The sequence below is a fragment of the Chitinophaga pendula genome (assembly GCF_020386615.1).
Lineage (GTDB): Bacteria > Bacteroidota > Bacteroidia > Chitinophagales > Chitinophagaceae > Chitinophaga > Chitinophaga pendula.
This window is the reverse complement of record NZ_CP077769.1, coordinates 1,206,953-1,221,437: the sequence shown is the minus strand read 5'-3', so window position 1 is coordinate 1,221,437 and position 14,485 is coordinate 1,206,953. Positions and strand designations below refer to the sequence as shown.

General features: G+C 49.4%; 12 protein-coding genes. 3 read left to right on the top strand and 9 right to left on the bottom strand.

The genetic code is table 11. The features are described from left to right. The first annotated feature begins 419 nt into the window (after nucleotides 1-419). A complete protein-coding gene (locus tag KTO58_RS04960; protein ID WP_095840450.1) occupies nucleotides 420-809 on the top strand; it encodes a hypothetical protein in 390 nt (129 codons plus the stop codon). Here KTO58_RS04960 and KTO58_RS04955 read toward each other — a convergent pair. The 3 genes from KTO58_RS04955 to KTO58_RS04945 all read right to left on the bottom strand — a co-directional run bounded on the left by KTO58_RS04955 (nucleotide 801) and on the right by KTO58_RS04945 (nucleotide 4,929). After that, nucleotides 801-1,859: a response regulator gene (locus KTO58_RS04955; RefSeq protein WP_225860062.1), complete on the bottom strand. Its 1,059-nt coding sequence runs from the start codon at nucleotides 1,857-1,859 to the stop codon at nucleotides 801-803. The two genes, KTO58_RS04960 and KTO58_RS04955, sit on opposite strands and share 9 nt — an antisense overlap. Continuing rightward, entirely contained in the window at nucleotides 1,856-3,439 is a 1,584-nt protein-coding gene (locus KTO58_RS04950; protein ID WP_225860061.1) for a PAS domain-containing sensor histidine kinase, read from the bottom strand. Before KTO58_RS04950 ends, KTO58_RS04955 begins: the two co-directional genes overlap by 4 nt. Before the next feature lie 77 nt (nucleotides 3,440-3,516). Continuing rightward, nucleotides 3,517-4,929 carry an arylsulfatase gene (locus KTO58_RS04945; protein ID WP_095840452.1) on the bottom strand — a complete coding sequence of 471 codons (1,413 nt, stop codon included), beginning with the start codon at nucleotides 4,927-4,929 and terminating at the stop codon, nucleotides 3,517-3,519. Nucleotides 4,930-5,251: 322 nt separating this feature from the next. On the opposite strand from KTO58_RS04945, the gene KTO58_RS04940 reads away from it, so the two are divergent. Next, nucleotides 5,252-5,635 (top strand): hypothetical protein, encoded by a 384-nt coding sequence (locus KTO58_RS04940; RefSeq protein WP_095840453.1) that lies wholly within the window; start codon nucleotides 5,252-5,254, stop codon nucleotides 5,633-5,635. Between the two features lie 60 nt (nucleotides 5,636-5,695). Here KTO58_RS04940 and KTO58_RS04935 read toward each other — a convergent pair whose 3' ends face one another. Then, complete coding sequence (locus KTO58_RS04935; RefSeq protein WP_225860060.1) at nucleotides 5,696-6,358, bottom strand: metal-dependent transcriptional regulator; 663 nt, start codon at nucleotides 6,356-6,358, stop codon at nucleotides 5,696-5,698. Nucleotides 6,359-6,509: 151 nt separating this feature from the next. Here KTO58_RS04935 and KTO58_RS04930 point away from each other — a divergent pair, with 151 nt between their 5' ends. Then, nucleotides 6,510-6,929 (top strand): redoxin domain-containing protein, encoded by a 420-nt coding sequence (locus tag KTO58_RS04930; protein WP_225860059.1) that lies wholly within the window; start codon nucleotides 6,510-6,512, stop codon nucleotides 6,927-6,929. A 44-nt stretch (nucleotides 6,930-6,973) separates the two neighbouring features. Here the strand turns inward: KTO58_RS04930 and KTO58_RS04925 are convergent, their stop codons facing one another. The 5 genes from KTO58_RS04925 to KTO58_RS04905 form a co-directional block, all read right to left on the bottom strand. Next, nucleotides 6,974-7,771, bottom strand: a complete 798-nt coding sequence (locus tag KTO58_RS04925; protein ID WP_095840455.1) for a hypothetical protein — start codon at nucleotides 7,769-7,771, stop codon at nucleotides 6,974-6,976. Nucleotides 7,772-7,863: 92 nt separating this feature from the next. Beyond that, nucleotides 7,864-9,474: a M56 family metallopeptidase gene (locus tag KTO58_RS04920; RefSeq protein ID WP_095840456.1), complete on the bottom strand. Its 1,611-nt coding sequence runs from the start codon at nucleotides 9,472-9,474 to the stop codon at nucleotides 7,864-7,866. A gap of 15 nt (nucleotides 9,475-9,489) precedes the next feature. After that, nucleotides 9,490-9,891 carry a BlaI/MecI/CopY family transcriptional regulator gene (locus KTO58_RS04915; RefSeq protein ID WP_095840457.1) on the bottom strand — a complete coding sequence of 134 codons (402 nt, stop codon included), beginning with the start codon at nucleotides 9,889-9,891 and terminating at the stop codon, nucleotides 9,490-9,492. Between the two features lie 140 nt (nucleotides 9,892-10,031). Then, complete coding sequence (locus tag KTO58_RS04910; protein ID WP_095840458.1) at nucleotides 10,032-11,384, bottom strand: TolC family protein; 1,353 nt, start codon at nucleotides 11,382-11,384, stop codon at nucleotides 10,032-10,034. Next, nucleotides 11,374-14,481, bottom strand: coding sequence for an efflux RND transporter permease subunit (locus KTO58_RS04905; RefSeq protein ID WP_095840459.1), 3,108 nt, complete (start codon nucleotides 14,479-14,481; stop codon nucleotides 11,374-11,376). The genes KTO58_RS04910 and KTO58_RS04905 overlap by 11 nt, the downstream gene beginning before the upstream one ends. Between the last annotated feature and the right edge of the window lie 4 nt (nucleotides 14,482-14,485).

Below are 14,485 nucleotides of genomic sequence, written 5' to 3'. Positions count from 1 at the left end.
TTTTAATAGTGATATAATTGTGATAACAGGACGGTGGTAGTGCCCTATCTGAACGGGGAGGAATGGAGGTAACGTTATGTTGCCGTTTTACGGCCGGTTATTGTGAGGGATACATGCCCGGAGCAAGGAGGCGGTGTATCACTATTCAAATATAAGTATTAAAACAGATTGTTCATAGTGCTATTTATGTATGGCGGGGACTGCACTGTTGCGACAGTATTTCCGGCTTAGGTGATCGCCTGACAGTACTCATACCTGTTGCTGATGTGCGTCATTTTACCAGTAGGACCGGTGGGTTACTTTTGTTATATAATCCTGACAAGAGCGTAGGCTGACAAGGATCAACGAGGCTGCTGATCCTTGTCATACTCTCGTTTTGACGGCTGGCGTAATTTGTGAGGATAAAATATTTACGAGTGATGGCAAACGGAAAACTGACACAATTGATAGCGGAAAATGTGTCCTGGAAACATCAGCTGAAGCAGCTGGAAGACGAGAACATTCATTCCAAGACGACGCTGGCCAACCAGCTAAAGGGAGGACGGCAGCCTGAAGGGCAGTTGGAGGAGCTGGAGAATTTCCAGACCCGCTTTTTGAAGATGGACGAGCATATCATCCTGTTGCGGCATGAGATCCGGGAGCAGTTATATACCCTGGAGCAAGCGGAACATGTGCATCGTTTCTCCCTTCATAAGATCGCTGAGCAGCAGAACCGGCTGGGTGTGCGTTTTATTATTATACAAGAGAGTGCGGAGAAGCTGACCCGGGAGTTTAACGATTATCTACAGGCGATACAGCTGTTAATATAACAGCTTGCGTAATTTTTCTTCGTTCATTATCAGGATCATTCCATCTTTAATGTTGATCAGTTTTTCCTCTCTGAAGTCTCCCAGTGTACGTATCAGTGATTCTGTTGCGGTACCTGCTATGGCAGCCAGGTTATCCCTGCTGATATCAATGGCGAATGGCTGTTGTTCTTCCCGGCTATATTTCCTGTGCAGATGGATGAGGGCTTCTGCCACTTTTTTACGGAGGGAGTTATAGGCGAGGCCCAGCAGTTGTTTTTCTTTTGCAGTGACGTTTCCTGCCAGCATGCGAATAAACTGAACGGCTACGTCGTGATTGTTGGTGATCAGCGCTTCGAATTCTTCCCGGGGAATGACAGCGATTTCGGATTCTTCCATTGCTTCTGCGGTCTCCTTATATACAGTACCTTCTAATAGTGCGATATGCCCCAGGAAGTCTCCTTCATTATATAATTCGGTTACCAGTTCTTTACCATCATCATTCCGTTTGAAGGTTTTCACCTTTCCTTTTTGTACGTAGAACAACCTGATGGGATGATTCCCTTCTGCATAGATGACCTGTTTCTTTTTGTATTTATTGGTATCCCGGCCTTCGGACAGTGTGCGGAGGGAGTCACGGCCGGTAGCCTGTTGCCACAATTTATTGACACCATCTATTCCCTCTGCAGCTACTTGGCGGCGTAAGGAGGTTTTCTTCAACCGGGATTCAATGGCATGTAGCAATTCTGTACCACTGAATGGTTTGGTGATATAGTCATCGGCTCCCATTTCCATGCCTTTGCGGAAGTCGCTCCTTTCTGTTTTGGCGGTAAGGAAGATGAAGGGCATGTCTTGTGAAGCGGGATTGCGTTGTAACATATGTAATACACCGAAACCGTCGAGTACAGGCATCATGATATCGCATACGATGAGGTCCGGATGCTCTTCGAGTGCCAGCTCCACTCCTGCTTTTCCATTCTCTGCGGTGCATACGCGGTATCCGGCCAGTTCCAGTATTTCTGCTGCATTCTCTCTTATTTCGGTATTATCTTCTATGATGAGGATCGTTTTCATATTGTATTGTTGGTGCTATCTGTGCTGTGGTTGGTATTAAAACGGACGGTGAAGGTAGTACCGCTTCCCAGTTGGCTTTGGCAGGTGATACGGCCGTGGAGCAGTTCACTGTATTTCTTTACGATGTGCAGTCCCAGTCCGGTGCCCTGTATGTTGCTTACATTGGCGCCCCTGTAGAAACGTTCGAATAGGTGTTGCTGATCTTCGGGGGACATACCGATGCCCAGGTCTTTAACGACCAGTGCAAAGTGTTCCTGTTCGAGTGAAGTACTAACGTTGATGGCCGTATGTTTAGGAGAGAACTTCAGGGCATTTCCCAGGAGGTTCATGATGATATGTCTGAGGAGCGAGGGATCTGAGTAGAGCAAGGCCGGGCCATTGTGCTGGTACAGGATATCCTGTCCTTCTTTGACCATGCCCTGCATTTCCTGTATGATGGTGTTGATATGTTCGGCGATATCGAAAGAGACGGGGCGTACCTGTATCTTGCCTTCTTCTATTCTGCCAACGGACAGGAAATCGTTCAATATGTCGGTGAGCAGGTTGACGGAGGTGACGATACGTTGTATATGTTTATTTCGTTTGGGTTGGTCTTCTTCTGCCGCATATTGCTTGACAAGGAATGCGGAGGAGAGGATGGTGCTGAGGGGGGTACGGAATTCGTGGGAAGCCATGGAGACGAATCGGGATTTGAGTTCGCTGAGTTCTTTTTCTTTTCCCAATGCGAGTGTCAGTTCTTCTTTGGACAGTTCCAGTTCTGCCAGGGCATTACGCAGTTGTACGGTCCTTTCTTCCACCATCTCTTCGAGTTCGTCGTTGAGTTTTTCTACTTTTTCTTCTGCTTTTTTCCGTTCGGTGATGTTGTTGACATATGCGATCACGAAGGTTCCTTCTTCGTTGGTATAGTGGCTCAGGCTGATCTCTACGGGAAATTCGGTACCATCTTTACGTACGGCGTACAGATCGAGCCCGATGCCCATAGGCCGGCTTTGGGGGTTGGCGTTATATCTTGCGCGATGTTGTTCATGACGATGATGTACCCGTTGCGGGATGAGTATTTCTACTTTGCGGAGCAGCAGTTCTTCGCGGCAATAACCGAACTGTTCGAGGGCGAAATCATTGATGGTAATGATTTCGCCCTGTTTGTTGGTGACCAGTATACCGATGCTTGCATAATCAAACAATGCGCTGAAGCGCTGTAGTTCTTTATTGAGTTGTTGTTTATAATGTTTATCACCCGGGATATCGGACAGGCGGATACAATCGTATTCTTTTCCATTATGCCGGAGGGACATTTCTTCCAGTATACCGGAGAACCAGGTACCCTTATTATTCCGCCAGCGGCGTTCGCCTATTTCCCTGGCGCCGGTTGGTGGCGGCGCGGACAGGTTGGCTGTCAGCAATGTTTGTAATTGCCGGGGGTCGGTGGTGCCCAGCAGGTCGGTACCGGTCTTATTGATATAGTATATTTGGCCGGTCTGTTGTTCTCTGACGGCAACGAGGCCAGGCATGCGTTCGAGCATGGCTGCCAGTATGGTGAGTTGGAAGTTGATATCCAGGTTGGCGATCAAGCTGTTCATTGCAGCAAAGGTCCGATTGTTTGTCCGGACGATACATGACGATTATCATAAGCGAGGCTGATAAATCTCATTCGTTCCTATTGCTTCAGGAGCGGGAAGATGGGACTTTCGTTATGCGCCTGACTGATGTAATTATTCAGTTGCCTTACGACATCCGGGTGTTGTGCAGCGATATCATGTTGTTCCCGAGGATCTTTTTCCAGGTCATAGAGTTCGAGTGGGGCGTTGGTATCTGCGGTTACTTTTTGCTTTACGCCTTTCCATCGGCCCATACGTACGGCCTGGCGACCGCCATCTTCATGAAACTCCCAGTACAGGTAGGGATGTTGTGTTTGTTTGCCTTTGCCTGTAAGAGTTGGTAAGAAGGAGATGCCATCGGTGTGTCGGGGTTTTGGAGCGTGGGCGATGGCTACGAGAGTGGGCATGAGGTCCCAGAAGGCGCCGATGAAGTTAGTGCGGCTACCGGGTTTTACTGTTCCAGGCCATTTTACGATGAAGGGGGTTTTGATGCCACCTTCATAGAGGTCACGTTTGAATCCGCGTAGGTTGCCGGCGCTGTTGAAGAAGGCCGGGTCAGCCCCCCCTTCTCTGTGCGCACCATTATCGCTGCTGAAGATAACGATGGTCTTTTGGGTTAGTCCCAGTTGGTCGAGTTTGGCCAGTATCTGTCCGACGTGCGCATCCAGTCTGGCGACCATTGCGGCGTAAGTGGCGCGGGGTTTAGCGACGGAGGCATATCCGGCTATGGCGGCGTTGGGGCCATAGTCGTTGCCCTTATATGGATGTTCTTCAAAACTATGTTCGTATTGTTTATAGTATTCGTCATCGGGGCCTTGCAGTTCTGCATGGGGTAATACGGATGGGACAAAGAGGAAGAAGGGCCGGTCTTTATTTACGGTGATGAAGTCCAGTGTTTTTTCCTGTATCCATTCCGGTGCATATACCACTTTGTGTGCGAGGTCGTTGCCTGGCAGGTCTATGCGTTGATCGTTGCTCCACAAGTGAGTGGGATAATAGCGATGTGACTGACGCTGGCAGTTGTAGCCATAGAATACATCGAAGCCTTTTTTGTCCGGGGCGCCGGAGGTACCTACCATTCCCAGCCCCCACTTGCCGAATGCGCCGGTGACATATCCTGCCTGTTTCAAGAGGGTGGCGTAGCTCTGCACGGTATCGGCGAGTGGCTCCTGCCCTTCTGGTTTGACTTCTTTATTGCCCCGGATGTAGGTGTGGCCGGTATGCTGCCCGGTGAGTAAGGCAGAGCGGGAAGGTGCGCATACGGAGGTGCCGGCATAAAATTGTGTGAACAACATGCCTTGTTTGGCCAGCCGATCTATGTTGGGTGTTTTGATCTTTTGTTGTCCATATGCACCCAGGTCGCCGTAGCCGAGGTCGTCGGCGAGGATGAATACGATATTGGGACGTTGTTGTGCCCATGCGTTGGCTGCCATCAGGAGTGTGGCGATCAGGAGGTAGGTCATTCTTTTCATATGTTCACATGTTTTATGCGCTGCCCTGCGAATGCAGTCACTATAGACAATAAAGCTAAAAAAAATGTGAAGATTAGAAGAAAAAAGAGGATCGGTGGTGGCAAGTACCGTTAATAAACTTTTCAGTACCGTTTGTTGAGAATATTTGAGTGTGCTTTGGGCTATCGCTACATTAGCGTAGCAATTTAACCCCCTATTTGAGTGTGCCCCGATATCACTAACCTATTGGTTACGTAGTATGTATCTTATTAATGTAGCTCATTAACCTTGCTCAGTCTTCCGGAAACTGATATCTATTCTTTCACTTTTTAAAAACTTTACTATGAAAATTTTATTGAGAATTTCTTTGTTAATCGCCCTATTCATTAGTGTTTTTTCTTTTACGGCTGATGCGGTCCGAATACCTGAACCAATCAGGTTCACTGTTATGAAAGACGGATTAATGCATACTTTCACAGGTTTTGTGGACATAGGACCTTACGGCGAGATCAATGGAGGAGCGTTCAGTATATCCCCAGGATTCTACGGTATATACTATATTACATTCAGGGCCACTTCTGAAAAAGTTACTAATCAATTTGAGGATTACGAATTCCTCAAAGGGGGAACAGAAGAGGTGAACAGACTTATTTTCAATGATATAGTGGAGGCAGTGAGTAAGGGCTCTAATAAGATTGCGACACCACAACCGGTGCCAGCATTATAGGCAAATGGCTCCATATCTTTCCCTGTTGTTATCTCCGGCGCCGGAGATAACAACAGGGAATTATTTTTTATTGACGGTGACCAAGATCCTGTTGCAGGCGGTGGAGCTAAGCACTTCGCGGTGTGCGCCTGCCAATTCGACTTCCATAGAGCCATCGAAAGCTTCTACATGTACAATTTTCATGGTCATGCCTAATTGCATTTCTTTTTTATTGAGGAAACGCAGAAATTCTTCTGACGAATCGGCTACTGCCTGAAAGGTTACTTTATCTTTTTCCTTGCAAGCGGATAGCGGGGTGTATCGTAGCTGTGGCAGGTTACCGCTTTTATCAGGTATAGGTGAGCCATGCGGATCGACACGTGGATGGTTCAAAATATTATCCATTTTCTCGAAGAAGAGCGGCGATTGGATATGCTCTATTTGTTCTGCGATGGGATGTACTTCTTCCCAGCCGAATCCCATTATTGCTACGAGGAACATCTCTGTGAGGCGGTGTTTGCGCAATATCAGCGCTGCTGCTTTTTTGCCTGCCGGTGTGAGTCTGACAGGTTTATAGCTTTCATAGTGTACCAATTGTTTTTCTGCCAGCTTTTTCATCATGCTGTTGACGGTGGGCATTTTGATATCCAGGTCTTTGCTCAGCTGGTTTACGTTTGCCTCTCCATTTACGCAGGTGATCTTCAACAATGCTTTCAGGTAGTTTTCTTCTGCTTGCGAATACATGCTACAAAGGTAGCTATAAAAGCAAGTTGGCAAATAAAAATAAATATCCACAAACTTATTTATTAGATAAGTCTAACTTTAGATATTTACCAAAAAAAACATTCAGTCTTTACAATACTGATCCGGTCTTTTAATCCCAGGGGATGCCTTATTGGGGATATGGGGAGTATTGTGCCTGCAGGAGGCGGAGATCATTGATTTTGACCGGCAGGCGGCGGTGTTTGCTGCTGCGAATGCGTTGGTATTGGGTGCTTCTACTTATTCGGAATATGTACATATGGGATGGCGGCAGCAGCATCCGGGGTTACGGCAATTGCATATCCCGTTGCTTGCTGACACTTTGAAATCACTGGCAACGGCGATGGGTATACTGGATGGGGTAGAACGGGTGGCTTACCGGGCCACGTTTATTATAGACCCGGAAAATACAGTTCGAGATGTAAGTCTGTATGATATGCGTACGGGGCGTAATGTAGATGAGGTATTGCGGGTATTGCAGGCTTTACAGACGACGGCGTTGACGCCATGTGGCTGGCAGCCGGGTGAGGCGACTATCGGTGATGTTCATTGATAGTTACCGGGGACAGCGGTTGGTTGTCCCCGGTGACTATGGTATTAGCGTACGTTCATGTGTATGCCGTTACCATTATAGCGTTGTACGTTGATGGTTTTGGCGGCATCTTTGAGATATTTGGCTTTGAATTGCTGGTGCAGGGCTGTTGGTTGTTCTTTACCATTTACGATGAAGACTTTATCCGAAAGTTGGATGGAGTAATCATCGGTTTTACCTGTCAGTATTTTTTGTGCTACGAGGTCGTCTACCATGGACTCGACCAGTTTGCGATCGGCTTCGGCTTTCTGGCGGTCTATTTCTGCGCGGGCACGATCTTTTTCTGCCTGGGCGCGGTCTTTGTCGGCTTGTTGGCGGGCCACTTCTGCATGCGCCCGATCTTTATCGGCCTGTATGCGATGTCTTTCGGCCTGGGCGCGATCTTTTTCTGCCTGGATACGGTCTTTATCGGCTTGTTGCCGATCCTGTTCTGCGCGAGCGCGATCTTTTTCTGCCTGGATACGATCGCGGCCGGCCTGTTGCCGGTCGAGTTCTGCCTGCGCGCGATCTTTTTCTGCTTGAGCGCGGTCTTTCTTCAGCTGTTCTTGCAGCTTGCGGATCACTGAATCATATTTGGGCCATTCGGTGGCGGGGATCTGTTGATTATCGATGTATAGTTCTACTAGTTTGTCACGTTCGAGACGCATCCGGTAGGACTTACCATCCAGGAAGGTGTTGATCTGCTCTACGTTATTATCACTATTATAGGAAGTAACGGTAGCGGATGTCTGTGCCTGAGTAGTTGTGACTGCATAGGCGGTCGTCATCAGTGTGACACTGAAGATCAGTACGAATTTTTTCATTTCTTTCTGTTTTAATTAGTAATGGCGAAAAGAGAGGCTGTTCACCTGTCGGCGACAGGGAATACAATGTTTAAAAATGATCTATGGTGATATTAATAAGATAGTCTGTCTTGCATAGCCAGGATGCGATCTCTTTCGGCTCTTGCCCTATCTCGTTCTGCCTGTGCCCGATCTTTTTCTGCGCGGATGCGGTCTTTTTCTGCCTGCTGGCGATCGAGGTCGGCACGTTTGCGATCTTTATCGGCTTGTATGCGATCGCGGTCGGCTTGTTGCCGGTCGAGTTCTGCCTGTTGTCTATGTTGTTCTGCCTGGATACGATCGCGGTCGGCTTGCTGGCGCATGCGATCGGCTGCTTCTTTTAGTTTGTCGTAGTGTACCTGTGCTTCCGGGTTATGGATATTCCCTGCCATTTCCGGTATGTTCATTTGTGCTTGCTCCTTAGCTTCTTTTTGCACCGGCTGTTTGTCTATCGTTATTGTTTTGTGTTTATGTGTCTGCTTAGGTGAGGGCTGCGATGGTTTTTCGTGCTGTGCCATCTTTTTGTGCTGTTGTTTCTGTTCCGGCGGGTTCTGATAGTGCATATTACTGCGGCTATGTATCTTCAGCTGTGTATCTGCATCGCTGGTCGATAGCAGATGTGTGGTAGCTACTCTGGCCAATGGTTGCCGGGCATTATCGGTACTAAATATCTTTTTTGTTCCTAACGCACCTAACAGGAGGGCGATGGTCAGCATGCTGATAAAACAGAAAGCCCTTTCCCGGGTATTCAGGGGTGTGTTACTGCCTTGCAGCAGGCGGGCGGCGCGTTGTACCAGGTGTTGTTTTTGTCCGGGGAATGCCGGGGTGAGTGTGGCGCCATACATTGCATACTCTTTGAAGGATACCAGGGCCTGTATCAGTGGTTTCTTTTTGCCCGTATGTTGCAGGGCGAGATCATCACAGCAGTGTTCTCTTTCCTGTTTGAGCAGCGCGGATACCCACAGGAATCCGGGGTTGCAGCAGAATATGGCTTCTGCCAGGTGTTGTACGAAATTGATGAGGTAATCGTGACGGTGTATATGTGCGAGCTCATGCAGCAGTACGGCTTCCAGCTGTGCTGCCGGCAGCCGGGTCAGTAAACCCAGTGGCATATAGATCACTGGTTTGAAATGGCCGATCACGACGGGTACTTTAGTCAGGCCGGATTCGAGCAGTTGCACCGACCGGCGGAGTTGCAGCTTTTCTGTAAAGATGGCCATTCTTACCTGCCATTCGGGTGTGGGCAGGTGCGCGGCTCCTTTACGTATATGCCTTAGATATAGTACTCCCCTACCCAGTTGCCAGCATTTAAAGCAGAACAGCATCCACCAGATGGTGAGCAGGCCGATGGTATGCTCGGAGCAATAGGTGGCTATTGCTGTCAACCATTGCCTATGTGTTGTGCTGGCGAGGGACCATCTATTTGTGTTTGACCATTGGCTGTCGTTACCGAAGGCCTGCCATTCATATGTGAATGTAATAGCTGTCGTGACCAGGAAGGCGGCCATTATTGAGACCAAGAGGTTATAGCGTACGTTTGCAGCTGCCTTTCTGGTAAAAGACATTACCAGGCCCGCCAGCATAGTAAGTATCAATCCCTGCCACAGGGAATGCAGCAGCATCCAGCAGAAGGCATGTATACCCTGATTGAATATGTCGCATTCGATGAGCCACCTGTTGTTCATGGTACTGGTTTTTAGCTATTGCTTATCGTCGAGTTTGTCCAGCATTTCCTTCAGCACTTTCAGTTCTTTCTTTGAAGTTTTATCATTGCCCAGGAGGGCCATCATCAGGTTACTGACGGAGCCATTGTACATATTATCTACAAAGCGGGAAAGCAAGGTCCCTTTTGTTTTTTCTTCTTCCAATGCTGCGCTGTAGATATGTTTCATACTACTTTCGTCACGCGTCAGCATTCCCTTTTCGGTCATGACCTGCATCAGCTTGAGGGTAGAGGTATATTGTACCGCCTCTTTCTGCTGATTGAGGGTATCGTGTACAAAACGTACGGTGGAAGGCCCATGTTGCCAGAGTACCTGTAGTACGTCCATTTCTGCTCTGGTCGGTACTGTTTCTCTGGATATTTCTTTTTTACCTCTCATGACACTAAGGTACGATAAAAAACGTACGTTAAAAATATAATGGCAAATTTATTTTAGCTGGATAAGGGGAAGGGTGGTTAGAACGGTCTATTCCATTATTGTCCCATGTGTTATCCTATTGCTACTTGATACTATACCTGCTAATATGCAGGTATAGTGTTGCCTGTCAATTTTTGCAGGTCGGTGAGAGCGATGCGATAGGCCATTTGTGCGCTATACCGATCCTGTTCTGCTTTAGCCAGAGCGACTTTGGTTTCCAGTACATCTTTGGGCAAGGTAAGTCCTGCTGCTTTACGGTCATTTTTAAGGCGGTATTCCTCGCGGCGATATTGCACGGCTTTTTCTGCTACGGCAATAAGCCGGTATGACTGGGAGGCTTTGCGGTAGGCTTTTTCTACCTGTGTATGTAGTTCTTCCCTGGTATGGGCCAGGTATTCTTCCGCCTGTTTTTTCTGCGATACATACTGGTCTATTTCGGACCGGCGCTTGCCGAAGTCTATGATATTCCAGCTGAGGTTAACGCCCAGGAAGTAATTGTGTCCTGGTAGCAGAGGCACAACGTTCTGATAGGTATAACCACCCATTAGTCCGATGTTGGGCATGCGGTCTTGTTTAGCAGCATCGATACCGTAGCCTGCCTTTTGAATATTCATACCGGCCATCTTCACATCGGGGTTATTGTCTGTCTGTTTGAGATAGCTTTCCAGTGCAGGAAGGGGTGGTAGTGGCGTGGTGACATCGGGCAGGTATAACCAGCCTGAACCACCGATACCCGTGAGCTGGCGGAGATCGGCCGCGTAGTCTTCTATCTGATTCTCTATTTGTAACCGCTTTTGCTGTTGACTGGCGAGGTCGGCCTGTAGTCCTATTTTGTTCACTTCTTCTGTCTTACCTGCCATGAGGGCGCTTTCTACATCGTACAGTTTGAGTTCTGACAATGCGATATTGGCGGAGGCTTCTTCTCTTTGCTGCAGGGCCATGAGGTAGGCGTAGTACAACTTCTCTACCCCTTGTTGTATTTCCAGTTCGGCTTTGGTCACCTGTGCGGTTGCGATCTGCAGGTCGGCTTCGGCGGCTTGTATGCCCACTCCTATCTTGCCCAGCTGGCTGATTGGTTGATAGGCCATTACGCTGCCCATGAGCAGGTGATGTTTGCTAACGGATAAGCTGATATCTGAGAGTGGCAGGGGATTGCCTGCCAGGGAGCCGAGGACACCTTTGGGGATGACGTAGTCTTTGGTGACGCCGTTGTATATATAGTTACCGCTGGCGAATATGAGGGGTTTATTCTTACTGCGGGCGTTGATGATTTTAGCTTTGGTTTCCTGTAATTTCTCCCGTTGGATTTTAACGAGGTGGTTTTGTTGCAGGGCCATTTCGCGGGCTTGTTCCAGCCGCAGGGTATCTGTCTGTGCGTTGGCGGTGCAGGTGATAGCGATCATCAAAATGCCGATGCCTATGCTTCTTTTTATGTTAATGGTACTATGCTTCATGTTGCACCGGTTTAGCGTTGTTCAATATATCCTTCTTGTCCTTTGGTTTGATCCACATGACGTATAGTACGGGTACGGTGAGCAGGGCCATGACCATGGACCATACTACGCCGACGGCGATGACGCTGGCCAGGGGGCTCCACATGGGGGAGCCGGACAGTATCATGGGAAGTACACCGATGGCAGCGGCCATGGCGGTAAGGAAGATGGGACGCATCCTTCGTTTGCCGGATTCAATGGCTGCGGTGCGAATGTCCATGCCATGTTTGAGTAGTTCGTTTGTATGGTCGATGAGTATGATAGCGTTGCGGACTACGATACCTGACAGGCTGATCAACCCGACGAATGCGGTGAAGCCGAAGTTGTTGCGGGTGATGATCAGCCCCAGCATGGCGCCGAACAGGCTGAGTGGGATGGTGAGCATGACCAGGGTTGCTTCTTTGAGGTTGCGGAACTGGAACAGCAGGATAAAATATATGAGTAACAGGCTGATGAGCAAGGCGACGATCATCTGACTGAAGGTTTCTTTTTTGTTGGCATCTTCTCCACCATATTCGATACGATATCCGGGGGGCAGGGGTATCTTCCGGATCTGTGGTTGTATGGTGCCGAGCAGTTCGGAGGGGAGTATTCCGTCTTTTGTTTCGCTGAGGACGGTGAGGGTGCGTATGCCGTTGCGGTGCATGATGTTGCCGGTCTGCCATTCGGGGGTGAGGCGGGCGATCTGGCGGAGGGGTACATTGGCACCGGTGACGGGGGAGCTGAGGTACATATTCTGCAAGTCGTCGGAGTTGCGGCGGCTTTTTTCATCGAGGCGCAGTACGATGTCTACGGGGTTATTGCCTTCATACATGGTCGATACGGGGTATCCGGAGAAGCCGGTATATACCATTTTGGCGATGCTGGTGGTGGTGAACCCGAGGCGGTTGGCTTCGTCGGTGAGGTTGATGCCGATGCCGTAGTAGTCTTCGCGGAAGTCGGTGCGTACCATGGCGCTGCCTTTGGCTTTTTGCAGGATGTCCTGTATGGAGATGCCGATACGTTTGAGCTGGCTCAGTTCATCGCCGATGATACGGACCTCTACGGGAGCTTTGGAAGGTGAGCCCTGTTGCATCAGTTTGACCTGGGGGCGACCTTCGGGGATGAGGGTATCTACTTTGTGGGACAGTGCTTCTGCGAGGGTTTCGGCGGCTTTATCATCGGAGGTGTTGACCAGTACCTGGGCGTAGTTGCTAACGGGTACTTCCGGGGAAAAGTTGTAGTAGAAGCGCGGAGCGCTGGTACCGACGAAGGTGGCATAGCTGACCACGCGTTTATCTTCCTTCACCAGGCGTTCTACTTTGAGTATAGCTTCCCTGGTCTTATCCAGTTTGGTACGGGTGGGCATCCATACTTCGACGACGAACTGGTTACGTTCTGCTGCCGGGAAGAACTTCTGGCGGATGCCTTTATAGAGGAGGAAGGCGGCGGCCACTGTTACCAGGCTGACGATGACGGTGAGTCCGGGGCGGCGCATGCACCATTCTATTGCATTATCATAGCCATCCTGCATACGATCGAGGACGGAGCGTTTCTCTTTCTTTTGGTCACTTTTTGGTGTGCTGTGGTCGTGCAGGCCTTTTTTGATGAAGGTGTAACATAATAAGGGGGTAAGTACCATGGCCACGATGAATGAGGCTGCCAGCGCGATGGCGACGGTGATCGGCAGGGCGAAGATGAACTCTCCTACTGACCCGGTCAGGATGACCATGGGCATGAATGCCGCTATGATGGTAATGGTGGCGGTGAGTACGGGGACAACGAGGTCGGTGGCGCTACGCCAGGCGGCGGTCCATCGTTCGACGCCTTCGTCGAGCAGTTCGACATAGTTATCGGCTATCACGATAGCATCGTCTACTACCATACCCAGTACTACGATGAGAGCTGCAAGCGACACCTGGTGCAGCTCTATGCTGAACATGTGCAGGAGTGCGAAGGTCACAGCGATGGTCATGGGGATGGCCATGGCAGCTACGGCAGCAATACGGAGCGGTAGTAGCAGTACGACCACTATGACTACGGATACGATTGCCAGGAAGAATTCGCGGATGAAGTGGCTGATGTTTTCGTCTACTATATGTGGTTGGTTGACGATGGTGATCAGCTTGACATTGCCGGGGAGTAGTTTTCCTATTTCAGCTATCTTTTTCTGCAAGTCTTCTCCGAACTTGACGATGTTATGTCCTTCGCGCATTTCTACGGCCAGCATCATGGCCTTTTCGCCGTTGACGGATATTTCCTGAGTGGGCTCCTGGTAGTTACGTTTGATGTCGGCTACATCGCCAAGGCGTATCACTTCGCCGGTGCGGGAGGTACCGACGATCTGATTGGCGATCTGGTCTTCGGAGCTGTAGTAGCCGCTGGTATAGAGTGGCACTTTGGAAAGGTCGGTCTTGACATCGCCGGTGGCATTAATGGCATTCTGTGATTGCAGTACCTGTACTACTTGCGAAAGGCTGATACCGTATTGTGCCAGTTTTTCTGAGTTGGAGGTAACGGAGATCTGTTCTTTCTGTTCGCCGATACGTTTGATCTTGGAGACGGCGTTGACGGTGCGCAGTTCGTCTTCCAGCTTCTGGGTATAGCTCTTCAGCTGTGTGTAGTCGGCATTATTGCTGACGATGCCGATGACCAGGGCTTCGGTATCGCCGAAGTCTGAGTTGACGATGGGGCCTCTGACGCCTTGGGGCAGGTCGAGGTTTTTGACCAGCAGTAGTTCGTGTCGTAGTTTGCTCCAGAAGACATCCGGGTTTTTAACGGATTCTTCCAGTTCTACGTTGATGACCATCATGCCATCGCTGGTGGTGGAGTAGGTTTTTTCTTTTTTGACTTCTTCGAACTGGAAGAGGTATTGTTCTATCTTTTTGGTGACCTGGTCTTCTACCTGAGCGGCATTGGCACCCGGGTAGTAGGCGAGGACGAGGCCCTGGCGGATGGTGATCTTCGGGTCTTCACGCCGGGGCATGTTCAACAGGGAGTTGACGCCGACGATGAATACCAGGAGCAGGACGGGCAGGGTGACTTGCGGATATTTGAGCGATGACTTCACAAAATTCATAGGG

Bases quoted from the DNA above. Each gene is read 5' to 3' on its own strand.
- KTO58_RS04910 (WP_095840458.1), bottom strand. From the start codon at position 11,384: ATGAAGCATAGTACCATTAACATAAAAAGAAGCATAGGCATCGGCATT.
- KTO58_RS04955 (WP_225860062.1), bottom strand. From the start codon at position 1,859: ATGAAAACGATCCTCATCATAGAAGATAATACCGAAATAAGAGAGAAT.
- KTO58_RS04960 (WP_095840450.1), top strand. From the start codon at position 420: ATGGCAAACGGAAAACTGACACAATTGATAGCGGAAAATGTGTCCTGG.
- KTO58_RS04945 (WP_095840452.1), bottom strand. From the start codon at position 4,929: ATGAAAAGAATGACCTACCTCCTGATCGCCACACTCCTGATGGCAGCC.
- KTO58_RS04935 (WP_225860060.1), bottom strand. From the start codon at position 6,358: ATGTATTCGCAAGCAGAAGAAAACTACCTGAAAGCATTGTTGAAGATC.
- KTO58_RS04950 (WP_225860061.1), bottom strand. From the start codon at position 3,439: ATGAACAGCTTGATCGCCAACCTGGATATCAACTTCCAACTCACCATA.
- KTO58_RS04920 (WP_095840456.1), bottom strand. From the start codon at position 9,474: ATGAACAACAGGTGGCTCATCGAATGCGACATATTCAATCAGGGTATA.
- KTO58_RS04925 (WP_095840455.1), bottom strand. From the start codon at position 7,771: ATGAAAAAATTCGTACTGATCTTCAGTGTCACACTGATGACGACCGCC.
- KTO58_RS04905 (WP_095840459.1), bottom strand. From the start codon at position 14,481: ATGAATTTTGTGAAGTCATCGCTCAAATATCCGCAAGTCACCCTGCCC.
- KTO58_RS04940 (WP_095840453.1), top strand. From the start codon at position 5,252: ATGAAAATTTTATTGAGAATTTCTTTGTTAATCGCCCTATTCATTAGT.
- KTO58_RS04915 (WP_095840457.1), bottom strand. From the start codon at position 9,891: ATGAGAGGTAAAAAAGAAATATCCAGAGAAACAGTACCGACCAGAGCA.